Source organism: Idiomarina seosinensis, from assembly GCF_003987275.1.
In the GTDB taxonomy this organism is placed as follows: Bacteria; Pseudomonadota; Gammaproteobacteria; order Enterobacterales; family Alteromonadaceae; genus Idiomarina; species Idiomarina seosinensis.
On record NZ_PIQF01000001.1, the window covers coordinates 935,960 to 958,407 of the forward strand.

The following is a 22,448-nucleotide window of genomic DNA, read 5'->3' on the forward strand; positions in this document are numbered from 1 at the left end:
TACCTTATATTAACGTTTATTTTGCTCTTGTAGAGCGTTTTCAAATGCGCCTTGAATCGCCTGTAGCCACTGTTCTGAAACCGGCTCACCATCAAGCATTACAGTAACTGACGTATCATCACCAAATTCTACCAGACGAACTTCATAATCGCCTTCTTCGATATCAAGCGGCTCGTAATCGTCGCCACCGATAAACAGGAAACCGGACTCCGGCTCGCTATACTCTACATAATAGACACCGGTATCCCGATTAAGGTCGTCAACCCTTAACCCAATTTTCTCTAACGCCAAACCAGTTAACGGCCATGCGTTATCAAAGTCCAACTCCATAATAAACGCTGGTTCGTTACTTTTATTAACCGCCAATTCAAGCGGTATTTGCTGATTCCTCTGCCCGGCAACAGCCTGCTGCTGCAAACGATTGACTTCGGAGATAATCTTATTCAGCAAATCTACTTCGATATTATTTCGAGTTAACTCGGGAATTGCCTGAGGACTTCCATTTTTCAGCTGTTCAGCGTCTGTCAATTCAATAGTTAGCGCGGTTGTACGACGATGGTCTGCGGGGTTCTGCTGAATTTTATAACGAAAGCTATTTTCAATTTTGTAGTCAGTTTCATCAGAAAAGCTCCAGAAACTGGCGTCTTGATCTTCAATTTCAAACTCAGAAACAGTATTTACCGGTTTCGTTATCCAAGTATCTTCGTTATTTTTTTCCCATTGCAACTTATGGCGTTGCAACACGTTATTAGTAGCCTGCCAGACAAAATTAACAACATCATTATCCATGCCATCAACAACATCAAAATAAACCGTTGATTGTTGCTCGTCTTCCAGCATTCGACTGCCCGAGGCTACCGTGCGAATTAAACGTGGGGAACTAACATTGACCTGCTGACCGATAGGCCCTTCAAACTCCCGCTCAACTGGGATCTGATAGTTAGATTGGCCTGATGGCCGATCCAGTTGACTCGGTATTTCCAGCTTGCCAGGCTGTTGTGCCTTTGCGTAGTCGAAGTCCCCACTCGCTTGATCTTTAGGGGATGAACTGCAAGCTGAAACAGCAAGAGCGGCGGCTACTAAGGTAGCTACGCGGGTTAATTTCATTACGACTCCTGAGAATTTAATAAATCGAGTTCGGCCAACACAGCTTCTATCTTTTCTTGGTTCTGCGCTTCTGGAGGTGTTAGCGGCAACCGGTAATTAGCACTGCACCAGCCCATCAAAGCCAATGCCCATTTTACCGGAATAGGATTAGATTCAACAAAAAGCACCTGATGCAGTGCATCAAGTTTGCTATCGATAAGTTCTGCCTGTTCACGATCGCCTTGAGTTGCTAAATCTACCAAAGCTTTAATCTGTGCCGGCGCCACATTCGCCGTAACACTAATAACTCCATGACCACCCGCCAGCATGAATTCTCTAGCTGTTGGATCATCCCCGCTGAGTAAAATAAAGTCATCCCCACAACGGCGTTTTAGCTCTGCTACCCGGCTAATGTCACCTGTCGCTTCTTTTATACCAATAATATTATCGATAGCGGCTAACTGCTCAACCATATCTGGCGTCATATCTAAAGCCGTGCGGCCGGGAACATTGTAAAGAATTTGCGGCTTATCGCTGGCTTCGGCACACGCTTGATAGTGAGCTAATAACCCGGCCATAGACGGTTTGTTGTAATACGGGGTTACATTCAAAAAGCCATCAACGCCCAAATGCATCATCTTTTCAGTTAATTGCACGGCCTCACTAGTAGAGTTGGAGCCATTACCACCAATTACCCGAATTCTGCCTTTACTAAGTTCAACCATCGCACCGACCACGTCGATGTGCTCTTCATGACTTAAGGTAGTCGATTCGCCCGTTGTACCAACAGCGACGATAGCATCCGTTCCAGCCTCACAATGCCGATCTACCAAGTATTCGAGTTCGCTATAGTCGATATTGCCGTATTTGGTGAAAGGTGTTACTAACGCAACAATACTACCTTTAAGCATAACCACTCCGTATCAAAATTTGCGGTTTATAATGGTAATGGCACACCATTATAAAGACAAGACTAGGAACGCAGTTAACACCAATGGTTCCATGAATTTTTAATCCGGAAACAGCTCAGGTATCCTATAGTTACTGGACTCAACCGAGGAGAAATATATGGAACGCTTAAAAGCGGGTGATAAAGCCCCACAATTTCAGTTACCTAATGCCAAAGAAGAAGCCGTAGAATTAAGCGAACTACTTAAACAAAACCGGGTTTTAGTTTATTTTTACCCGAAAGCGATGACACCTGGCTGCACAGTACAGGCACAAAATCTGCGGGATGCCCGCGACCAGCTAGCCAAACATAATGTGATTTCGGTGGGGATTAGCCCAGATGCGCCAAAGCGCCTCGCCAAATTTACCGAACGAGATGAGTTAAACTTTACTTTATTAAGTGACGAAGACCATAAAGTCGCCGATGAGTTTGGCGTTTGGGGTCCGAAGAAATTCATGGGCAAAGAGTACGATGGTATTCATCGCATTAGCTTTTTAGTCGAACAAGACGGAACTATCAGCAAGGTTTTTGATAAGTTTAAAACCAAAAACCACCACGAAGTGGTGCTGGAAGCCCTAAGCGAAGACGCTTAAGGGCTAGCTCGTTGTTCTTCGATACCGCTGGACCACGCTGTTAGTACGGCTTTAACCAGGCTGGCCAGAGGTATCGCAAAGAATACTCCCCAAAAACCCCAAATACCGCCAAATATAACTACGGCGGCAATAATATAGACGGGGTTAAGACTGACCGCCTCAGAGAATAAAATAGGTACTAAAAGATTTCCGTCCAGCGCCTGAATAATAAGGTAGGCAACTGCGATCCAGGCAAAAGTAGCACTAGGACCAAACTGAAATAACGCCACTAGTAATACTGGCAACGTAACTACCGCTGCACCAATGTATGGAATCAGAACCGACAATCCGACTAGAATTGACAGTAATAAGGCGTAGCGCAGCTCGAATAAGAAAAAGGTAAAAAAGGTGACCACCGTAACAACAACGACTTCTATCGCTTTACCACGGATGTAGTTCATAATTTGCAGGTTCATTTCTTGTCCAACCTGGCTAATTAATTGCCGATTTGAGGGAAGCAACCGACTAAAATGCGACATCAACTCATCGCGATCTTTAAGCATAAAGAACACTAACAACGGCACTACAATTAAATACACCATGATTGTCACTACATTAACCAACGAGTTAAGTGACAACGTTAATAGCTGCTCTCCCATACCGACTACCCGTCGTTTTAAACCTTGCATTAATTCGTTTATTTGATTTTGATCGACGATGGTTGGAAACAACTCCGGCAGCTTGTGCAACCAGACTTGCAGGTTAGTTACCATATCCGGTAATTCAGTGATTAAAGTCGTGCTTTGTTGCCAGACAAGCGGAATAAGCGTGAAAAACACGACAACAGCCAAAGCAATAAATAAAGTAAAGGTAACAATGGTTGCGGCAAGCCTGGACATGCCTATCGACATAAACCGCATAACCGGCCAGTCCAGTAAATAAGCGAGTGCTACCGCGATTAAAATCGGGGCCATTAAACTGCCGAAAAAAACAATAATAGCAACAGTAAATACTAGTAACAGGAACAGTGTAACGGCGTTGGGATCGGAAAATTTCCGGTTGTACCACTGCTTTATATAGTTGATCATAGCTTTTTCACCTTAAGGCCAATAGATAAATAGTATCAGCCCTTGCAATCTTTCCATAACCCCATACAGTTAAAAAAAGGAACTAAACATCGTATTTTCTATCTCATCATTAATGTTTTGGTAATTTAAGAGCTGTAGATGCCTGCCATCAGTCAATTTTTAACCAGTTTACTCACCGCAATGGTTCTGACTATTGCGTGTACTACCGCGGCCGCGCAAGAGCATAACCGCCTGCCACAAATCGGCACCACCGGCGCCAGCTTTATGAGCATAGAACGCGAGCAATTAATCGGCGACTTCTATATGCGGCAGGTAAGAGCCAGAGCGCCTATCATCGCTGATCCGGTACTCGACAGCTACTTAACCGAAATTGGCCAAAGCTTGGTTCGTAATGCCGACAATGTCCGTTACCCATTTAACTTTTTCTGGATTAACAATTCAGAAATTAATGCGTTCGCGTTTATGGGCGGTTACGTTGGCGTACATACTGGTTTGATACAAGAAGCTCATACCGAGTCTGAGCTCGCCGCCGTTATCGGTCACGAAGTGGCTCACGTCACTCAACGTCACATAGTGCGGCGCATGCAAGAACAGCAACGTAATGTGCCGATGACTATTGCTGGCATTGTTGGATCTATTCTGCTCGGAATGGCCAGCCCCGAGGCTGGCGCGGCCGGATTGTACACAACCCTCGGTATGTCCAATCAATCACAAATTAACTATACACGGCTGTACGAACAAGAAGCAGACCGTATTGGGATGGGTGTATTAGCTGACGCAGGCTACGACCCGGCCGGCGTCCCCAGCTTTTTCGGGCGCTTGGCAGAAAAATACCGTTACGTCAGCAAACCACCAGAAATGCTGATGACTCACCCTCTGCCAGAGTCGCGCATCGCCGATACTCGGGCTCGGGCTGAAAATATGCGCCAGGTTAATGTTACTTCCAGTCTTGAGTTTTTCCTGGCGAAAGCTCGAATAGATGCTCGTTATACCAAGGCAAATACCAATTCAGAATTGCAACAACACGCGCAATCTGACGACCCAATGATGCAATTCTACGGTCAATATGCGTTGGCAATTAGAGCGTTAGACGACGGCAAGGCGCAACAAGCGGAACAAATACTGGCACCACTATTAAACGCCGACCCTCGCAATCGCTTCTTTTTAGACGTACAAACCGATATTCTGCTGGCTCAGGAGCGCTATTCAGATGCGCTAGATATGCTTAATAATGCTTATCAGCGCAGTCCCAACGAGCCTGTCATTACGTTAAATTACGCTAATGCAGCGATGGAAGCCGGTGAAACTCAGCGTTCAATTGAGCTATTACGGCATTTTCTGTTAGAAAATAAAAACCATGTGCTGGCGCTGGATCTACTCACCAGTGCTTACGAGAAAAGTGCCTCACGAGCAGCTATGTACGAAACTCGAGCGGAAGCGCTGGCGCTGCGCGGCAACTTTAAACTGGCCATTGACCAACTACATACCGCGCATAACCATACCGATAACGACATTACTCAAAAACGGCTTAACGCACGCATTGACCAGTTACGAATACAGCAGCAGCGCGCTGAAGATGTGATGTGATTGATTGTCATTAATCAGCCACGGCTGCTCGTAGCGAAGACAAACTTTGCTCACCCATTAACGGGCCCTCCACCGAGCCATCCGCTTTAATTATATAAGTTGCGGGTAACATTTTAGGTCGTTCAAAAGGAAAAGCCGGTGCTGGTTTCGATAACGCAAGCGGATATTCAATACCGTGACGTTCAGCTAACTGATGAACCTGTTCATTGGTCAAAGGGTCAAAACTAACCCCAATTAACTGTAATTCATCATTATTGACCACATCCTCGTGATAAAACTCGTTCAGTTCGGGCAGCTCCCGCAAACAAGGGGCACACCACTCGGCAAAATAGTTTACTACCACGGTTCCGTCTTGTTGCTGCCAACTCAATGACTCGTCGCTAGTTGTACTAACATCGGGCTGCGGTGAACAAGCTGTTAAGACGCTAAACATGGATAGGGCCAGTGCCCAGCGCGTTGTTATTGCTCTAACTGTTGGTTTTACTACCCTACTTTGCATTTTTTTATTCTCGTTTTTTGCCTAAAAAGAAAGTATTGCGGTAACATTACTCTACCTTTAACGAAAACGAATAAAGAGTCAATCGCATGAGCACTTTGTCTATTTTCCATAATCCACGCTGTTCTAAATCACGGCAAACTCTAGCGTTATTAGAAGAAAAAGGCTATCAGCCTGAGGTAGTAGAGTATTTAAAGACTCCGCCTAATGCCAGTGAAATTGAACGTATTTTAGCAATGCTGGACAAACAACCCAAAGATCTGATGCGGAAAAAAGAAACCATATATAAGGACCTTGGTTTAGCCGATGAGCACGATCCGGAAAAATTAGTCACCGCCATGGTTAATAATCCAAAACTGATCGAGCGTCCAATTGTCATTAACGGCAATAAAGCAGCAATAGGTCGCCCTCCCGAATCAGTATTGGATATTTTATAATGGCGACCACAAAAGTTCTGATTCTCTATTTTAGCCGAGGCGGCGCTACTCAGCGGCTTGCCGATAGCATCGCCGAAGGGGTTACTCAGGCCAACGGAGAACCTTTGTTACGCACCATCGAGAGCGACCAGGATGCAGCAAGTTCACGAGATTTGGCAATAACCAAAGCGGACATCGACAGCTGTGATGCGCTCATCCTGGGCAGTCCAACACGGTTTGGGCACATGGCCTCAGGCCTACAAAAATTCTGGGAGTCAACCTCAAATGAATGGCTTAAAGGAACATTAATTAATAAGCCCGGCGCTGTTTTTACCAGCACCTCGTCGCTGCACGGCGGTCAGGAGTCCACCTTATTGTCGTTAGCGCTGCCACTATTGCACCATGGTATGTTTTTGACCGGCATTCCATACTCGCAACCAAGCCTACATGGCGATCAAGCTGGCGGCTCTCCATACGGAGCTAGTCATTTACAGCAATCACAAACTCTCAGTGACAATGAACAAAAATCGGCGCAGGCGTTAGGCCGTCGGGTGTGCCAATTGGCATGTGTTTGTCGCGATTCAGATATTGACAGTTAACGAGGGCCCTATGGCTAAATTTATGCCGCAACAACCCAGCTTTTACCGTGTACTAACCCAGGTATGTTACTGGTCCCTATTGATCTTTGTGGTACTTTGGCACTCGCTACTGCAAAGCGATGACATTATAACTCTGCCGCTATCACTGGCTCTTCTATTCTGGGTAGTACCGCTGCTATTGCCTTTGCCGGGCTTGCTAAAAGGAAAAGCATATACGCACGCTTGGTTTAATTTCATTCTAATGTTTTATTTTTTACACGGTTTAACCGCCATTTATACCCACCCGCAGGAGTTTTGGTACGCCGTTATCGAACTGTTGTTGACCACTGGCGCATTCATTGGCGCTACAGGCTACGCACGCCTGCAAGGGAAGGCTCAAGGCTTAGGACTCAAGAAAAAGTCCGAAGAGAAACGCTAAATTTTCAGCGTCTGTTTAACAAATGGAATGGTTAAACGGCGCTGCTGCGCCATCGACGCTGTATCCAGTTCATTTAAATAAGCCAGTAATTGCTGCATATCCCGGCCCAGCCGGTGTAGCATAAATTGCGAGACATCATTTGGCAGCTGCAGTCCTCGCCAACTTGCCCGTAATGACAGAGCTTTTGCCTTAGCGGTATCATCCAATGGCACTAACTGATACGCCGTAGCCCACTGTAACCTCGACTCAAGATCAGGCAATCTTACCCCGCATTGTATCGCTGCTTGTGAGGCACTCATTAGTAACCGGCAATGCTGACTATCGGTCACCCGGTTAATTAAAGCAAACAGCTGAAAGCACCAACTCTCGGAGTCCAACACCTGATCGATATCATCAAGGCAGAGCAGATCAAACTGCTCTAATCCCTCCAACAAAGCGCCAGGATGCTCCATTTCTAACAACTCACTCATCGGCAAGTACATTACCTGTTTACCGACATTATTGGCAGCCGCCACGGTGGCGTGTAGCAAATGACTTTTACCGCTGCCCGCGGGCCCCGATAGCCAACTATAGCGATCCGCGAGTGTTGGCTGCTCCAAGGCTGTTGCCTGCTGGTGTAACCAATGCACTGCTTGCTGATTATCAGCAACATAATAAGTGCTGAACAACTCGTCGTCTGGCAACTGTACTTGCAGCGGCAATTGCTGCGGCGTTTTTATATTCACGTTAGTGTCATTAGCGTTGATTGTTATTCCGAATCCCATTTATAAGTTGCAGCCTGCTGTTGCTGCGGATCGACAAAAGGCCCTATTTCCTGAGATATCAGGCGCCCGTCTAGCTGAATGCTTTGTAATAGATGATCAACATTGCCACGTACTTCGATTACAAATTCAGACTGTTCAACTGAGTACTGCTGCAGCCGTACCGACTGCACTGACGCTATCGATTTTAAAAAGCTTTCCAATTCTAGTACCGCTCGCCAGTCACTCAATTGCTGCACAATAATCGGTAACGTAACAATCTCTTGCTGTTCCGTTCTAACGACACTGTAGGCTTGTGCCAGTTGCTGTTGAACTTGGGTAACAAATGGCTCTGCCAGCCAATCCTGGCTCTCAGCGTATACTTCGTTGCTAAGACGTAAAGAATCAATCTCAACATACCAATCAAGACGCCAATTCTTTTCAGGTTGCTCAGGGTTTTCTATCGAAGCAATCTTAGCTACAACAATACCGTCACTTGCGTACCGTTCACTGGCCTCTCTAATAGGCTGTAAAAAGCGCCCCCATACATCGGTCGGAGAAATAATCATATTGTCCGTTAAATCCAGCAGTGGCCACTGCATAGGCACACCCGCTTGAGTCGTCAGAAAACGCAATTGCTGCGAGAAAATCGATTCATCACCACTGCTAATTAGCTCGCGGCTTCCGTCTTCGTCTTCTCGTGCTATCCACAACAACAGCTGTGGTCTTCGGCTGCCCCAGTACGGTAGTTCATTATCGGCCAACAACTCGCGTAGCTTACGCCCGTCAAAGGTTGCTTTTAACGTCAGTCGCTGGTCAGTATTTTGATAACCATACTGCACCAGGTAATCACTGACTTGAGATTTAGCCTGCTTTATTGCTGAATGCTCAACTAGCTCAGAACGGCCAGTCAGCTTTATCACCACTTGGTCGAAAGCCTGTTTTATCGCCTGTTGCCGCTGTTGACCTGCTTGCGACGATACTTTCACCTCAGCACTGTATAAATCTTCAATCAATTTTGCCTGGGCTGGCACTGGCCAGCCGTTGACCACGCTAACCAAAAGCAGCGTCAGGGCTAACGTTGTATTTAACAGCCAACGTCTTGATTTATCAGTCTGATTGTTCGTTTGCATGACATCGCTCTTATTGTCGTTACTGTGAGCATCTTAAACAGCCACTTAACAATCAGCAAGTGACAACTTGTGGATAAGCCTGTGGGAATCGTAAAGTTCTGATATTAACCAAGTTACGCTAGTCAAAAACGGTCAGCATCGCTAGAATACTAGGCAAATTTCATCACCAGGGTCGGCCATGCTTAAAAAGCAACTACGAGGAATCAGTTCATTACTAACCAGCATCAGCTTAATCGGTGTCTGTGTGGGCATGACCAGTACCCTGCTGAGTTTGCGCGCGACTATTGAAGACTTCGGAACCCTGGTCACCGGTTTTATCATGTCAGCCTATTTTATAGGCTACCTGTTTGGTTCAACCCGAGCTCCTAAAGATATTCGCCGGGTTGGCTATATCCGCTCGTTTGGTGGCCTTGCGGCGCTTGCCGCATTCAGTGTTTTAATACAGGCCATTTGGGTCGATCCGGTAGTTTGGTTTGTCATGCGCTTTGTTACAGGCTTTGCTATTTCAGGGATATTTGTAATTGCTGAAAGCTGGCTGAACACCATGGCAGACAATCGCAGCCGTGGCACTTTGTTATCTATCTATCTGGTTATCATCTATACCGGTCTAATCGGCGGCCAACTGATTTTGGGTGTCGCAGATCCTGCCGGCTTTGTCGGTTTTGCCATAGTCGCTCTGCTGATTAATTTGGCGCTTATCCCAATTCTGATTAGTGTCACAGCTGAGCCGACGACTCACGAGAACAAAAAAGTACCGATTAAAATGCTATTTCAAACCGTACCGCTTGGTGTGGTTACCTCATTTGTGATGCAGGCCTGCTATGCCATGTTTTATGGTATCGGCCCTATGTATGCGTCTTATATTGGCTTAAGCATCGTGCAGATTACCTTCTTTATGTCGGCCTTTATTGTTGGTGGCTTAATATCACAAACCCCGTTTGGGCTATTATCGGACCGCATCGACCGCCGCTTTGTTATCGCTATTTGTGCGAGTGGCGGCGCACTATCTGCGGTCGTGTTGGCGCAGTTGGGAGCTGGCAATGCCATGTTAATTTATATCGCCGTGGCTATTCTTGGTGCCTTCATTTTGCCGCTTTATTCATTGGGCATGGCGCACACCAACGACTATCTGGAAAAAGATCAGATGGTTGGTGCCACCGGAGCCATTATTAAAATTGGTGGTGCCGGCTCTATTATCGGTGCGCCCGCGGTAGCCGCTCTAATGCAGTTTGGGGCAATTAGTTTCTTCTTCTTATTAATGGGCGGTCTAACCGCGTTGGTAGCCTTGTACTCGTTATATCGGATCACTCGCCGTGCCAAAGCAGAAGATCAATTACACAGCAGCTTTGCAGTGTTGGCGCCGTCACAAACTTCGGACGAGCTATTAACGTCTATGGCGGAAGAAGTGCCGGATGATGATATTGAGGAAAGTGACGACGTTGATGGCAACGCCGTCCTAAAACGCTAATTAATCATTACTGAGCAGATTAGAAACCCACTGCTGGGCTTCATTAATAATCTGCTCCAGATGCTCTTCGCTATTAAAGCTCTCAGCGTAGATCTTATAAACCGGCTCAGTACCCGAAGGACGTGCGGCAAACCAACCGTTTGCCGTGCTCAGCTTGATACCGCCAAACTGGGCATCATTGCCCGGTGCCTTAGTGCTAATTGTTTCAACACTTTCGCCAGCAAACTCCGCCAGTTTAATTTTATAAGCTCGAATCCCCGAGAATGCTTTGTTTTGCTCAGCCGTCGATGCGGTATCAACCCGGCGATAGTACGATGTTCCATGTTGCTGACACAGCTCATCGTAATACTGGCCTGGATTTTTACCGGTTTTAGCCAGAATCTCCGCCGCCAACAACACCATTACCATTCCGTCTTTGTCGGTGGTCCAGGCTTTGCCCTTCTTATCCAGGAAAGTAGCTCCCGCGCTTTCTTCTCCGGCAAATCCGATTGTATTATCAGCAAGACCTGGCGCGAACCATTTAAAGCCAACCGGCACTTCCATTAGCGCACGCTGTTGCGCGGCTACCACCCGGTCGATCATGGCACTGGAAACTAAGGTTTTACCTACGGCCACCGAAGTATCCCAGTCGCGACTAGAGCACAGATAATCAATAGCAACTGCCAGATAATGATTTGGATTCATCAAGCCATGAGTTGGCGTTACAATACCGTGGCGATCGTAATCTGGGTCGTTGCCGCCAGCCAGCTGGTAATGATCTTTGTAGGCTAGTAAACCGGCCATTGCTTGTGGCGAAGAGCAGTCCATGCGAATTTTGCCGTCTTTATCCAGGCTCATAAACCCGAACGCAGGATCAACATGAGCATTGTGAATATCCATGTTTAACTGGTAGTAATCAGCAATTTGTTGCCAGTAGCGAGCACCCGAGCCGCCCATAGCATCAATACCCAGCTTAAGGTCGGCGGCTTGAATTGCCTGCATATCAATAATGTCATCCAGGCTTTCTACATACTCTTTTCGCCAGTCACAAAAAACCAGTTTAGGATGTTCCAGCACATCTTCCGACTCACAGGTATTAACGCCCATTAATCCCGACGATAGTAGCGCATTCGCGTATTTCTCGATTGCCTTAGTAGCATTGCTGTCTGCCGGGCCGCCGTGTGGTGGGTTATACTTAAAACCACCATCTTCAGGCGGATTGTGTGAAGGTGTAATCACAACCCCGTCACATACATTCTGGCTGTCGCGGTTATGCCGAATAATGGCGTGCGAAATAGCCGGAGTCGGTGTGTATTCATGTTCTGTTTGCACTCTTACTTCGAGGCCATTCCCTAGAAATACATCCAATGCGCTTAAATAAGCGGATTCGGACAATGCGTGGGTATCTTTGCCAACCAAGATAGGGCCATTAATGCCCTGCTCTTCACGATAGACACAGATTGCCTGCGCAATTGCTAAAATATGCGCTTCGTTAAAACTTCTGGTTAAAGCACTACCACGGTGCCCGGACGTACCAAAACTTACTTTTTGCTTGGGATTACGAGGATTCGGTTCGTACACATAATAGGCGCTGGTGAGCTGCGCAATATTGGTCAAGTCGGATGTTGTCGCTGGAGTACCCGCTCGTTCATGTAGTGCCATTATAAAAAGTCCCTGATTTTTTCTGCTTCCGGTTTGCTGTAACCCAACTGCTCTGCTACTTGCGTTAACATTGATTTTTTCTTAGTGGTGTTATTGTTGGTCACCACCCAATAAGGGGAGCCTTCAATCGGCTTTGGATTAGTACTGTTGCCACTGGTCAATAACTCTTCTTCTGAGCGGGCAAAATATTGACGATCGCGTCCGCGGATGGCCAACACCTGATCAAATTGCTCTGGATGGGAACGGTACAGCATACTCAAAATATGCAAAAAACGCGCAACCACACTTTTCTGCACATTCACGTCCTGCTGGTTCAGGCGATTAAACACATTGTCTTCGACACTGCTTTGTACCGATTCCTGAGAACCTGCGATTACAGGTTCCAACCCCAGTAAACGTCGTAAAATATCGGACGCACTTTCTCCAATTTGTTGCGTATGGCCTGCAATATAGGCGTATAAATCGTCTTCCACTTCGATGCGTTTCATTTCGCTTTTTGACCCCGTCATTAAATGCACTTGCATGCACAGCATAAAGTCCCGAGAATAATGGCAAAGTTTAGCATTAAAGGCAGCACGATGGCAGAGTCAGTAACATTGGAATATCAGACTTTAGGCGACGATTCGAATACAGCCGTTATTATTATTCATGGATTATTTGGTGATAAAGACAACTTAAAAAGCCTCGCCCGGGATCTGCAAGACGATTTTTTCTGCGTTATGGTGGATGCCCGCAATCACGGTGACTCTCCCCACTGTCAGTCGATGACCTACTCAGAAATGGCGGCCGACGTGATCGCAACCTGCGATCAGCTAAAATTAGATAAATTCCATGTTGTGGGTCACTCGATGGGCGGCAAAATAGCTATGCAGGTCGCGATGGATTATTCAGAGCGCGTCATTAGCGCCGTCTTCGCCGACATTGCCCCTGCTGCTTACGACGGTACCCATGATGATATCCTAACTGCCTTAACAGAGTTGGATTTAGGTCAGATAAGTAGCCGTAAAGCAGCAGACCAACAACTGCAAGAATCTATTAAGACCGCCGGGGTTAGACAATTTTTATTAAAAAACTTACAAAAGACTGACGAAAGCTACCAGTGGCGACTTAACTTGAATGCCCTCGTCGATAACTACCAATCATTGTCGGGCACCGTTACCGAAGGCCATTATTCCGGCCCTGTATTATTTATTAAAGGCGGTGATTCTAACTATCTGCGAGAGACTCATCGGGATGCAATTACAGAACGGTTTAATTATGTAGAAGTAAAAGTGATCGAAGGCACCGGCCACTGGTTGCACGCCGAGAAGCCGCGTAGCTTTAACCGTTTGGTCCGACAATTTCTTGAGCACTAAAGGTCGTCAGTTAAGCCCTGCTGTGCTAAACTGAGCGCGATTTTAACCCAGCCTGAGGTGTACATAATTCATGTTGGCTGAATACTATGAACAAATTGAGATACTCGTGACCAACATCACTTTGGGTATCCTATTTTTACTCATTGGCTTAGCAATCCGTGATGTACTTAAAAAATCAGCGGTGCCTAAGTTTGGCCGCGTCATCGTCTGGCTGGTGTTGTTTCTTGGCTGTTTTGGCTTTATCGCCAAGGGCATTATCCAGGTGTTTTGGGAAGCTGGAATATAACTCCGAACTGACCTTAAGATAATCAGCTCATGGCAAAAGAAAATAACGATAAAGTAACTATCGACCTTTTCGTCGAACAGCCCCGCCGCGGGCGCCCGCGTACTAACCCGTTGCCCCGCAACGAGCAGTTACGCATCAATAAGCGTCGTCAGCTACAACGCGACCGCCAACAGGGCAAAAAGCGGCTAGAATTAAAAACTGATCAACAGCTTCACCAGCAATTGACAGCACTCGCTGATCAACTCGACTGTAGTCGAGGTGAGTTGGTTGAAGCCGTATTAAAAGTCACGCTGGCGGAAGACAACGATGTCATGCCAGCAGTCGTTAACCTTATCAAATCAGGTGAAAATTGATTTATGGCAACCGTTGGAATTTTCTTTGGTAGTGATACAGGAAACACTGAAGCTGTCGCTCAAATGATCCAGAAAGAATTGGGTAAAAAGCTGGTTGATGTTAAAGATATTGCCAAGTCGAGCAAAGAAGATATTGCTGGCTACGACCTTTTGTTGCTGGGCATCCCAACCTGGTACTACGGTGAAGCACAGTGCGATTGGGACGACTTTTTCCCTGAGTTAGAAGAAATAGACTTTACCGATAAGCTTGTTGCTATATTTGGTTGTGGCGATCAGGAAGATTACGCAGAGTACTTTTTGGATGCGATGGGCATGATCCGCGATATTGTTGAAGCGCGTGGCGCCGTTATCGTTGGCCATTGGCCAACCGATAGCTACAACTTCGAAGCTTCCAAAGGTATGGCTGACGATACTCATTTTGTTGGTCTTGGTATTGATGAAGACCGTCAACCCGAGCTGACTAAAGAACGGGTTACCAAGTGGTGTCAGCAAGTTTACGACGAAATGTGTCTGGCAGAACTAGCAAACGACTAGTCGTTCAAGGTATGCTGAGAACACTTTATCTTAAATATAAGTAACTTATTGGCGACTGATATTATGGCAACCAACGACGAACAGTTGAAAAAAGCAGGCCTAAAGGTCACTTCTCCACGGATGAAAATTCTGGAAATACTAAAACAGCCAGACAACCAGCATATAAGTGCAGAAGACGTTTACAAAATATTGCTGGAACAGAAAGACGAAATTGGTCTGGCTACGGTGTATCGAGTACTTAACCAATTTGATGATGCTGGTATTATCACTCGCCATCACTTTGAAGGCGGCCGCTCAGTATTCGAACTAAGCGCTAAAGAACACCACGACCACTTGGTATGTTTAACCTGTGGCCATGTGTTCGAATTCGAAGATGACATTATCGAAGATCGACAGCTACGAATCGCTGAACAAAACCAAATAAAGCTAACCAACCACAGTCTTTATCTCTATGGCGAATGTCAGCGCGGCGATACCTGCCAATACAAGCTAGCAGCAGAGGCTGAATAGTGGCATTGCGCTGGATGATATACGGCGCCTACGGCTACTCGGGTGAGTTAATCGCCAGACAAGCCAAACAGCGCGGCTATTCTCCTGTTCTTGCCGGTCGTAACGCCGACAAACTTGAATCTCTGGCGGAGCAGTTAAAACTAACGTTCCGCGATTTCTCTCTACAAGATGTTGATCAGGTTAAACAAGAGCTGGCGGATGTCGATCTTGTGGTTAACTGTGCTGGCCCTTTTAGTCAAACAGCCGCATCGTTAATGCATGCCTGTATTGATAGCAACACACACTACCTTGATATCACTGGCGAAATTGATGTATTTGAATATGCACATCAGTTAGCCGAGCGAGCAGAACAAGCCGGCGTTGTCATATGTCCGGGTGTGGGCTTTGACGTAATTCCCACAGATTGTGTTGCTGCCCGCCTTAACGCACAGATGCCAGATGCAACGTACCTCGCTTTGGGCTTCGATTCAGGCTCTCGAATGAGCCGGGGAACTGCTAAAACCAGCGTTGAACGGCTTGGACAAGGTGGTGCCGCGCGTATTAATGGAGCGATAGAATCTGTTCCGTTAGCCTGGAAGTCGCGTGAGATCGATTTTGGTCATGGCGCTAAAATGGCAATGACCATCCCCTGGGGCGATGTTTCAACCGCTTATTACACCACGGAAATTCCCAATATAGAAGTTTTCATTCCAGCCAGCCCACGCTTAATTAAGCGCCTTAAACGTCTGAATTTGGTTCGTTTTATCTTTAATTGGCAATGGATACAACGCAAACTAAAAACAAAAATTGACGCCAAGTCGGCAGGCCCCGATGCCAAGGAACGTGACAACAATCCAACTTATGTTTGGGGTGAAGTGAGCAATGCGAAGGGTGACACCCGGCAGATGCGGGTTAAAGTAAAAAATGGTTATTCAGTGACAGCAGAGGGTGCTGTCGAGTTGGCTATTTATACCCTGGAGCATTCACCTAAAGGCGGCTTTTATACGCCGTCGCGCCTATACGGCGCGAAGCTTTTAGATAACTACATGATTGATTAAAGCGGCTTACTCAGCCGCTTGCTGTTGTTCTATTTTTGCCCAGCTATCGCGCAAGCCTACCGTCTGATTAAAAATCAAGCGACCTTCCTTTTCGGCATCTTGATCCAGGCAATAATAGCCTAATCGTTCAAACTGAAACGCTTGCTGAACTTCTGCGGCTGCAAGATTAGCTTCGACATAACCCTTTTTAAGAATCAACGATTCAGGATTTAACGTCGAAAACAGCTCTTCCTCAGCGGCTGGATTTGGCACCTGAAACAACCGATCATAAACACGAAATTCAGCAGCCTTTGCAGTCTCTGCAGAAACCCAGTGAATGACGCCTTTTACTTTTCTTCCGTCAGCTGGGTCTTTACCTAAAGTGTCGGGGTCGTAGGTACAGTATACGGTAGTTACGTTACCATCCGAATCCTTCTCAACACGATCGGCGCGTACCACGTAAGCATTGCGCAAGCGCACTTCTTTATCCAGCACCAGTCGCTTGAACTTCTTATTCGCAGACTCACGAAAATCTTCGCGCTCAATGTAGAGCTCTTTGCTGAATGTGACCTGACGTGACCCCATATCCGGATTGTTTGGATGGTTAGGTGCGTCTAACAATTCTGTCTCGGCAGCCGGATAGTTATCGATAACCAGTTTAATCGGTTCCATCACCGCCATAGCTCGCGGCGCATTTTCGTTAAGATCATCGCGAATACAGGCTTCGAGCATACTCATTTCTACCTGATTATCCATTTTGGTAACACCAATACGACGGCAGAACTCACGAATAGAGGCCGGTGTGTAACCACGACGACGCAAACCAGCAATACTTGGTACCCGTGGGTCGTCCCAGCCGGTAACTTTACCTTCTTCAACCAGAGTATTAATAATCCGCTTACTCATTACCGCGTATTGCAGATTTAATCGGGAGAATTCAATTTGCTGCGGATGACAATCAATACTGATATTGTCCAGTACCCAGTCGTACAAGCGACGGTTATCCTGGAACTCCAGCGTACATAAAGAGTGGGTAATACCTTCCAGAGCATCAGAAATACAATGTGTGAAGTCGTACATTGGGTAAACGCACCACTTGTCACCGGTCTGGTGGTGGTGAGCAAAACGAACCCGATAAATAACTGGATCGCGCATACACATGAACGGCGAACTCATATCGATTTTCGCGCGTAACGAACATTCACCCTCTTGAAATTCTCCAGCAGTCATACGTTGGAACAATTCAAGATTTTCTTCGACTGAGGTATCACGATACTGGCTGTTAACACCCGGCTCTTTTAGAGTGCCGCGCATCTCGCGCATAACGTCTTTGTCAGAGAAATCGACGTAGGCCAGACCCTTCTCGATCAGTTCCACTGCATACGCATGCAACTGTTCAAAGTAGTTCGATGAATATCTCGGTTCACCTTCCCAGCCATAGCCAAGCCAGGCAACATCTTTTTTGATCGATTCAACGTAATCCACTTTTTCTTTTAGCGGGTTAGTGTCGTCAAAACGCAGATTACAGCTACCCTGGTAGTCCTCGGCAATACCAAAGTTCAACACAATAGATTTCGCGTGACCAATGTGTAAAAAGCCATTAGGTTCTGGCGGGAAGCGGGTATGCACTTGTGTGTGCTTACCAGAGGCCAAATCTTTATCAATAATCTGACGAATAAAATTACTCGGCCGGTGTTCGGTATCTGCCATGAGACTACTTTCTCCAACTACAAGCTAAAATTAAGGTGTTAATAACCGGCTATGATCGCAGTTTCTAGGCCTTCTGACAAGCTAGCTGGACATCAAAAAAGCGGTAATAGCGGGCTAACTGCTGTTGTACTTTGTCTATTTTTACTCGCGTAAAGCGAACTTTATCTCCCGGTCGGCATTGTGCCAGTCGGCTAATGTCCAATGGGCTGATGGTGCCCAGCTTAGGATAACCACCTAAGGTCTGACGATCGCACAACATAATGATTGGCTCGCCATTCGGCGGTACCTGTACCGAACCAATATTAATCCCTTCAGAAATAATACCTTTACCCTCATATTTCAGCTCTTCACCTTTTAGCCGTACACCCATCCGATTGCTGCTGTTATCAATAGAAAAGTCGCCATAACAAAATTTTTCTCTCGACTCGTCCGGAAACTGATCGTATTGATTACCAGGGATAAGCCCAAGAGCTGGGGTTTTACTGTAGTCTGGCCGGTACTGCCAGCTAACTCGGCGATTGACAACGTCGGCCACAGTGCCCCCGTGCAACTGCTGACCAGCAGCAATCGGTTTACCGTCGCTATTAGGTCCACCAACCCGTTCACGAGTCACTGTCGCAACACTCCCCCATTGAGGATCATGATCGAACCCACCGGCTATCGCGAGATAGGCTCGCAAGCCATGTTGTGCCTGACCAAGACTTAACACCTGCCCCGCTCTTGCGGTATAACTCTGCCAGTTTTCTAAGCTTTCATCGTCCAGTTTTACACTAACTTCAGCGCCAGTAATGGCGAAGCTGCAATCCTTATGGAACTTTAATTTAGCGCCGCCTAAAGTGACCTCTAATTGAGCGGCGTCAAATCGATTGCCCAATAGTTTATTCGCCCACAAAAACGAGCTTTCATCGGCAGGACCACCCCGCGTCAGACCCTTGCTTAAATAACCAAAGCGACCGAAGTCCTGCAGCGTCATTTGCAAGCCAGGTTCAATAACTTCAATCATCAAACCCCTCCAAATCTCCACCGCTGTCGACAAACTGTTGTTTACTGATTGCCCGGAACTGCACACTATCACCGACATTTAATGAACTAATAATGCCATTTTGTGGTTGATAAAGAGATTGCGCTGTACGGCCGATAATGTTCCAGCCACCGGGTGATTGTAGCGGATAAATTGACGTTTGTTGCTCAGCAATTGCCACGCTACCCGCCGGGATTCGTTCCCGCGGCCGCTCTAACCGCGGCATGACTAATGGTTCAGGCAATGTCCCCATGTAGGCAAAGCCCGGCGCAAAACCAAGTGCGTAAACCCGAAATGGAGATTCGGTATGCTGCCGAACCACTTCTTCCTGGCTCAATTCATGTCTTTCCATCACCCGGGTTAAATCCGGACCTACTTCATCACCATAATAGACATCAATGGTATGCAACTGACCCTGCTCTTGCCCCTTTGTCAGCTGGCTATCTGCGATATAAGGCTGTAACGCCTCTCGCAACGGTTGTTCGGTAATACGGGTAACATCGTAGTAAACCATCAACGATGAGTAGGCTGGTACCAAATCAAAAATGGGCAAATCACTCTCTGCCAAACTCTGCTGAAGAGCTATTACCTGTTGGTTATCCCTTTCACTGATGGATTCAGAGAAACAGACAATTAAGGCATCAGCACCGGCATTTAATAGTTTCGGGAAGTCATTCATTTCGCGCATAGCGTTAATCACCAACGAGTAGTGAGCGAAGTTTTTCGATGGTTGAAATAGCTTTAGGGTTATCGCCGTGCACGCACAACGAGTCAATCTTAATGTTCAATGATTTTCCATTAATACTAATAATGGGCTCTCCCGCGTTAAAACGCCGCCCCTGTTCAATAATTTGTTCATCATTGTCGTAAACAGCATCAGAATATTGACGCGAGCGTAAACGACCATTGTCGTCGTATGCCCGATCGGCAAACCCTTCAAAAATGAGCTCTACGCCATGCTCTTCAGCTCGCATCAACCAAGCATGGTTTTCAGGAGTTGCCATAATCATTAATGGTAATGGCTGTTCCGACTTTTGCTTTAAAGCACTTATCGCACCACAAACGGCGTCGAATATATTGCCATCACTTAGCATATCGTTGTATAGCGCGCCATGTGGCTTTACGTAGCTTACTGACATATGTTGCCCATTGGCTATCGCCTTTAACGCGCCAACCTGATACTGCACCATAGCGGTAATTTCGTCTGGCTTACAGGCCATGTGGCGGCGCCCAAACCCAACTAAATCCGGGTATGAAGGATGCGCTCCAATTGACACTTGGTGCTGTTTAGCCAGCTTTACGGTTTCCAACATCGTCAACGGATCCGAGGCATGAAAGCCGCAGGCAACATTAGCCCAGTCAATGTGTGGCATGATCAGTTGATCGTCACCCATTTTCCAGGCACCAAAACTTTCACCAATATCTGCGTTCAAGGTAATCTTTGCGTCATTCATAAACTAATCTTAGCACCTTTATTTTTTGCTTGTGCGCGCTTCGACATCGCCCAGCAACCGGCTAAAACTAATACAAAAAACGTACAGGCCAATACCGATGGTCGCTATTTGCAGGCTCGGCAGCGTTACCACTAGCAACTGATGCTTAGCGAAGACCGCGATTGAGCCAATAATCCCCATCGTTGTTATGCCCTGAGACACCAGCGTAATTGGCCCAAGCCACGACTCTGCCTTGCGCAGTTTTAACAGTGCTAACACCCCGCCCAACACCAGTCCCCAGGCGATTGGAACACCTAATTTGTACCAACCCAGTTGGTATTCAGCAATTGCAGCAACCAACTGATCTTGTGTTGCGGTGTAAAAAAACAAACCGACCGCACCGGCTAAAATAACAATACGTTTGGATAAATTCATTGTTGCCAGGTCCTAGAGTGCCAAGCTAATAAGAAAAATAATGATGCCAACAATCGGAACCCAAAGTATTGGTGACTGATACCAACGCAACGGTGGCACTTCACCTTCGCGCTCCAGCCTTGATGACGGCTGACGGTACAACCAAATAATTCCGACAAGCATAATTAAAGCGCCCAGTGAACGGATATAAGTATCAAGCTCCTCACTGACCACACCCAATACCGCCATTAACAGCCCTACAATGACCACTAAAATGGCAAATACACGTTGCCACATAAAGACTCCTTGTTGTTATTGTGCTTTGGTCGTAGCATTACGATAGCGTGTTTTTGCAGACCATAAAAGTTGGACATGATGAAAGTACTAAAAAAGGCGGCACTACTGATTGCAGCGGCCGGTATAACCTTTGCGGTTATTGTTATCAGCATCATCGTTTATCAGTATACCGCGATGGCGCCGGATTTACCGAACGAAGAGGACTGTGAACTGCAACAGTTAGTGCAAACCGACGATAATGCGGCCGAAATCCACCACTACCAGTGTCAACGTGGCGCGCAAAAGCAGTGGCAAGGACACGAGCTGTGGCTGCTGGAGCCTGCTAACAATAAATGGCAGCGCATGATGACCACACAATCCCCTAGCTGCATCAGTTTAGTCATGGAAAGCCAACGTTTGCGAGTCATTCACGACGGCGATCGGTTAGAAATGAACCTGGCAGAGCCGGTATTTTTGTATCACACACCAGCCGGTAAAAGTGAAAGTGTGGCGGTGGCGATTGACAAACAAGCAACCGCCAACTGCGAAAGCTAAGGTCTATGTTAACTTAGCTTCAGTACCCACTTTAACGGTAGACGTTTCATCAGAAAGGCCATCAAAGCCCAAGGCCAACGTGGGACATAGGCTATTACCGGCTCTTTGTTAATCGCTTTGGCCAATAGCCGACAACCGGTTTTGGTATCTATCATAAAGGGGGTGTTCTTAACCTTCTCATTGATCTCTGAACGAATATAGCCGGGAAAAATCGTCGAAACTTTAATCGGGCTGTTACTGCCATAGGTTTTCAACAAATCGGCCCGAATACCCTCGGTCAATGAGGCCAGACCAGCTTTCGTCGCAGCATAAACCGTCATTGCTCGCGGCAGGCCTCGAAAAGCACTCATCGAGGAAATAGTCACCAGATGTCCTGCTTCCTGCTCGCGTAAAATCTCCATCGCTGCTTCACACTGCGCTAAAGCGGCAACAAAGTTGGTTTCCGCCGTCGCCTTATTCGCTTTAAAGTAACCGGTACCAATAGCAGCGCCTTTACCCATACCAGCATTAATAATAAAACGGTCGATAGTACCAAGTTCTTGCTTAAACTCCTGAAACACCCGAAATACATCGTCGTGCTGATTCACATCCAGTGTCTTAATGCTTACAGTAATGTTGCGGTGCTCGCTTTGTAGCTCTTGTTTTAACTGTTCCAGCCGATCAAGCCGACGTGCGCACAGGCATAAGTTTTTACCCTGCGCTGCAAACTCGCGGGCCATGCCTTGCCCCAGACCAGAACTAGCTCCAGTAATTAAAATCGTATTACGTTGTTGAGACATATTATCGCTCTCT

28 protein-coding genes are annotated in these 22,448 nt (G+C 46.7%); 13 read left to right on the forward strand and 15 right to left on the reverse strand.

What is annotated here, in order from left to right; all coding sequences use genetic code 11:
- Nucleotides 1–9: 9 nt before the first annotated feature.
- Both bamC and dapA read right to left on the reverse strand, forming a co-directional pair.
- Complete coding sequence (bamC, locus tag CWI81_RS04465) at nucleotides 10–1,107, reverse strand: outer membrane protein assembly factor BamC (RefSeq protein ID WP_126784015.1); 1,098 nt, start codon at nucleotides 1,105–1,107, stop codon at nucleotides 10–12.
- Nucleotides 1,107–1,997 carry a 4-hydroxy-tetrahydrodipicolinate synthase gene (gene dapA, locus CWI81_RS04470; RefSeq protein ID WP_126784017.1) on the reverse strand — a complete coding sequence of 297 codons (891 nt, stop codon included), beginning with the start codon at nucleotides 1,995–1,997 and terminating at the stop codon, nucleotides 1,107–1,109. Before dapA ends, bamC begins: the two co-directional genes overlap by 1 nt.
- A gap of 157 nt (nucleotides 1,998–2,154) precedes the next feature.
- Between dapA and bcp the strand changes: the two genes are divergently transcribed.
- The gene (gene bcp, locus CWI81_RS04475) at nucleotides 2,155–2,628 is read left to right on the forward strand and encodes a thioredoxin-dependent thiol peroxidase (protein ID WP_126784018.1); all 474 of its coding nucleotides are present in this window, start codon (nucleotides 2,155–2,157) and stop codon (nucleotides 2,626–2,628) included.
- On the opposite strand, the gene CWI81_RS04480 is transcribed toward bcp, so the two are convergent.
- Entirely contained in the window at nucleotides 2,625–3,695 is a 1,071-nt protein-coding gene (locus CWI81_RS04480) for an AI-2E family transporter (protein WP_126784019.1), read from the reverse strand. The genes bcp and CWI81_RS04480 overlap by 4 nt on opposite strands.
- Nucleotides 3,696–3,833: 138 nt before the next feature.
- Here CWI81_RS04480 and bepA point away from each other — a divergent pair, with 138 nt between their 5' ends.
- A complete protein-coding gene (bepA, locus tag CWI81_RS04485; RefSeq protein ID WP_126784021.1) occupies nucleotides 3,834–5,282 on the forward strand; it encodes a beta-barrel assembly-enhancing protease in 1,449 nt (482 codons plus the stop codon).
- Between the two features lie 10 nt (nucleotides 5,283–5,292).
- Here bepA and CWI81_RS04490 read toward each other — a convergent pair whose 3' ends face one another.
- Nucleotides 5,293–5,781, reverse strand: a complete 489-nt coding sequence (locus tag CWI81_RS04490; RefSeq protein WP_241970339.1) for a TlpA family protein disulfide reductase — start codon at nucleotides 5,779–5,781, stop codon at nucleotides 5,293–5,295.
- An 86-nt stretch (nucleotides 5,782–5,867) separates the two neighbouring features.
- On the opposite strand from CWI81_RS04490, the gene arsC reads away from it, so the two are divergent.
- Genes arsC through CWI81_RS04505 form a run of 3 tightly spaced genes read left to right on the forward strand, consistent with a single transcriptional unit; the run spans nucleotide 5,868 to nucleotide 7,211 of the window.
- Complete coding sequence (gene arsC, locus CWI81_RS04495; RefSeq protein ID WP_126784022.1) at nucleotides 5,868–6,215, forward strand: arsenate reductase (glutaredoxin); 348 nt, start codon at nucleotides 5,868–5,870, stop codon at nucleotides 6,213–6,215.
- On the forward strand, nucleotides 6,215–6,793 hold the full coding sequence (locus CWI81_RS04500; protein WP_126784024.1) for an NAD(P)H-dependent oxidoreductase: 579 nt from the start codon (nucleotides 6,215–6,217) through the stop codon (nucleotides 6,791–6,793). Before arsC ends, CWI81_RS04500 begins: the two co-directional genes overlap by 1 nt.
- Before the next feature lie 10 nt (nucleotides 6,794–6,803).
- Nucleotides 6,804–7,211, forward strand: a complete 408-nt coding sequence (locus tag CWI81_RS04505) for a DUF2069 domain-containing protein (protein ID WP_420809713.1) — start codon at nucleotides 6,804–6,806, stop codon at nucleotides 7,209–7,211.
- Here the strand turns inward: CWI81_RS04505 and hda are convergent.
- Both hda and CWI81_RS04515 read right to left on the reverse strand, forming a co-directional pair.
- Nucleotides 7,208–7,936 (reverse strand): DnaA regulatory inactivator Hda, encoded by a 729-nt coding sequence (gene hda / locus CWI81_RS04510; RefSeq protein ID WP_241970340.1) that lies wholly within the window; start codon nucleotides 7,934–7,936, stop codon nucleotides 7,208–7,210. The genes CWI81_RS04505 and hda overlap by 4 nt on opposite strands.
- A 23-nt stretch (nucleotides 7,937–7,959) precedes the next feature.
- Nucleotides 7,960–9,084 (reverse strand): DUF2066 domain-containing protein, encoded by a 1,125-nt coding sequence (locus CWI81_RS04515; protein ID WP_126784028.1) that lies wholly within the window; start codon nucleotides 9,082–9,084, stop codon nucleotides 7,960–7,962.
- Nucleotides 9,085–9,262: 178 nt separating this feature from the next.
- Here CWI81_RS04515 and CWI81_RS04520 point away from each other — a divergent pair, with 178 nt between their 5' ends.
- On the forward strand, nucleotides 9,263–10,552 hold the full coding sequence (locus tag CWI81_RS04520; protein ID WP_126784030.1) for an MFS transporter: 1,290 nt from the start codon (nucleotides 9,263–9,265) through the stop codon (nucleotides 10,550–10,552).
- Here CWI81_RS04520 and pgm read toward each other — a convergent pair whose 3' ends face one another.
- The gene (gene pgm / locus CWI81_RS04525; RefSeq protein WP_126784031.1) at nucleotides 10,553–12,193 is read right to left on the reverse strand and encodes a phosphoglucomutase (alpha-D-glucose-1,6-bisphosphate-dependent); all 1,641 of its coding nucleotides are present in this window, start codon (nucleotides 12,191–12,193) and stop codon (nucleotides 10,553–10,555) included.
- Nucleotides 12,193–12,681 carry a replication initiation regulator SeqA gene (locus tag CWI81_RS04530; protein ID WP_126784467.1) on the reverse strand — a complete coding sequence of 163 codons (489 nt, stop codon included), beginning with the start codon at nucleotides 12,679–12,681 and terminating at the stop codon, nucleotides 12,193–12,195. Before CWI81_RS04530 ends, pgm begins: the two co-directional genes overlap by 1 nt.
- 90 nt (nucleotides 12,682–12,771) lie before the next feature.
- On the opposite strand from CWI81_RS04530, the gene CWI81_RS04535 reads away from it, so the two are divergent.
- The 6 genes from CWI81_RS04535 to CWI81_RS04560 all read left to right on the forward strand — a co-directional run bounded on the left by CWI81_RS04535 (nucleotide 12,772) and on the right by CWI81_RS04560 (nucleotide 16,268).
- Entirely contained in the window at nucleotides 12,772–13,548 is a 777-nt protein-coding gene (locus CWI81_RS04535) for an alpha/beta fold hydrolase (protein ID WP_126784032.1), read from the forward strand.
- Between the two features lie 70 nt (nucleotides 13,549–13,618).
- Nucleotides 13,619–13,834, forward strand: coding sequence for a DUF2788 domain-containing protein (locus CWI81_RS04540; protein WP_126784034.1), 216 nt, complete (start codon nucleotides 13,619–13,621; stop codon nucleotides 13,832–13,834).
- A 29-nt stretch (nucleotides 13,835–13,863) separates the two neighbouring features.
- Complete coding sequence (gene ybfE, locus CWI81_RS04545; RefSeq protein ID WP_126784036.1) at nucleotides 13,864–14,187, forward strand: LexA regulated protein; 324 nt, start codon at nucleotides 13,864–13,866, stop codon at nucleotides 14,185–14,187.
- 3 nt (nucleotides 14,188–14,190) lie between these two features.
- Nucleotides 14,191–14,721 (forward strand): flavodoxin FldA, encoded by a 531-nt coding sequence (fldA, locus tag CWI81_RS04550; protein WP_126784037.1) that lies wholly within the window; start codon nucleotides 14,191–14,193, stop codon nucleotides 14,719–14,721.
- A 63-nt stretch (nucleotides 14,722–14,784) separates the two neighbouring features.
- Entirely contained in the window at nucleotides 14,785–15,231 is a 447-nt protein-coding gene (fur, locus tag CWI81_RS04555) for a ferric iron uptake transcriptional regulator (protein WP_126784039.1), read from the forward strand.
- Nucleotides 15,231–16,268, forward strand: coding sequence for a saccharopine dehydrogenase family protein (locus tag CWI81_RS04560; RefSeq protein WP_126784040.1), 1,038 nt, complete (start codon nucleotides 15,231–15,233; stop codon nucleotides 16,266–16,268). Before fur ends, CWI81_RS04560 begins: the two co-directional genes overlap by 1 nt.
- A 6-nt stretch (nucleotides 16,269–16,274) precedes the next feature.
- Here CWI81_RS04560 and glnS read toward each other — a convergent pair whose 3' ends face one another.
- The 6 genes from glnS to CWI81_RS04590 form a co-directional block, all read right to left on the reverse strand.
- On the reverse strand, nucleotides 16,275–17,957 hold the full coding sequence (gene glnS / locus CWI81_RS04565; RefSeq protein ID WP_126784042.1) for a glutamine--tRNA ligase: 1,683 nt from the start codon (nucleotides 17,955–17,957) through the stop codon (nucleotides 16,275–16,277).
- A gap of 64 nt (nucleotides 17,958–18,021) precedes the next feature.
- Nucleotides 18,022–18,960 (reverse strand): 5-oxoprolinase subunit C family protein, encoded by a 939-nt coding sequence (locus tag CWI81_RS04570; RefSeq protein ID WP_126784043.1) that lies wholly within the window; start codon nucleotides 18,958–18,960, stop codon nucleotides 18,022–18,024.
- Nucleotides 18,953–19,666: a 5-oxoprolinase subunit PxpB gene (gene pxpB, locus CWI81_RS04575; RefSeq protein ID WP_126784044.1), complete on the reverse strand. Its 714-nt coding sequence runs from the start codon at nucleotides 19,664–19,666 to the stop codon at nucleotides 18,953–18,955. Before pxpB ends, CWI81_RS04570 begins: the two co-directional genes overlap by 8 nt.
- Before the next feature lie 4 nt (nucleotides 19,667–19,670).
- Nucleotides 19,671–20,432, reverse strand: coding sequence for a 5-oxoprolinase subunit PxpA (locus tag CWI81_RS04580; protein WP_126784046.1), 762 nt, complete (start codon nucleotides 20,430–20,432; stop codon nucleotides 19,671–19,673).
- An 18-nt stretch (nucleotides 20,433–20,450) separates the two neighbouring features.
- Nucleotides 20,451–20,846 (reverse strand): hypothetical protein, encoded by a 396-nt coding sequence (locus tag CWI81_RS04585; protein ID WP_126784047.1) that lies wholly within the window; start codon nucleotides 20,844–20,846, stop codon nucleotides 20,451–20,453.
- Between the two features lie 12 nt (nucleotides 20,847–20,858).
- A complete protein-coding gene (locus CWI81_RS04590) occupies nucleotides 20,859–21,122 on the reverse strand; it encodes a hypothetical protein (protein ID WP_126784049.1) in 264 nt (87 codons plus the stop codon).
- 75 nt (nucleotides 21,123–21,197) lie between these two features.
- Here CWI81_RS04590 and CWI81_RS04595 point away from each other — a divergent pair, with 75 nt between their 5' ends.
- Nucleotides 21,198–21,656: a hypothetical protein gene (locus CWI81_RS04595; RefSeq protein WP_126784051.1), complete on the forward strand. Its 459-nt coding sequence runs from the start codon at nucleotides 21,198–21,200 to the stop codon at nucleotides 21,654–21,656.
- Between the two features lie 8 nt (nucleotides 21,657–21,664).
- Here the strand turns inward: CWI81_RS04595 and CWI81_RS04600 are convergent, their stop codons facing one another.
- The gene (locus CWI81_RS04600; protein ID WP_126784053.1) at nucleotides 21,665–22,435 is read right to left on the reverse strand and encodes an SDR family oxidoreductase; all 771 of its coding nucleotides are present in this window, start codon (nucleotides 22,433–22,435) and stop codon (nucleotides 21,665–21,667) included.
- Nucleotides 22,436–22,448: the final 13 nt, after the last annotated feature.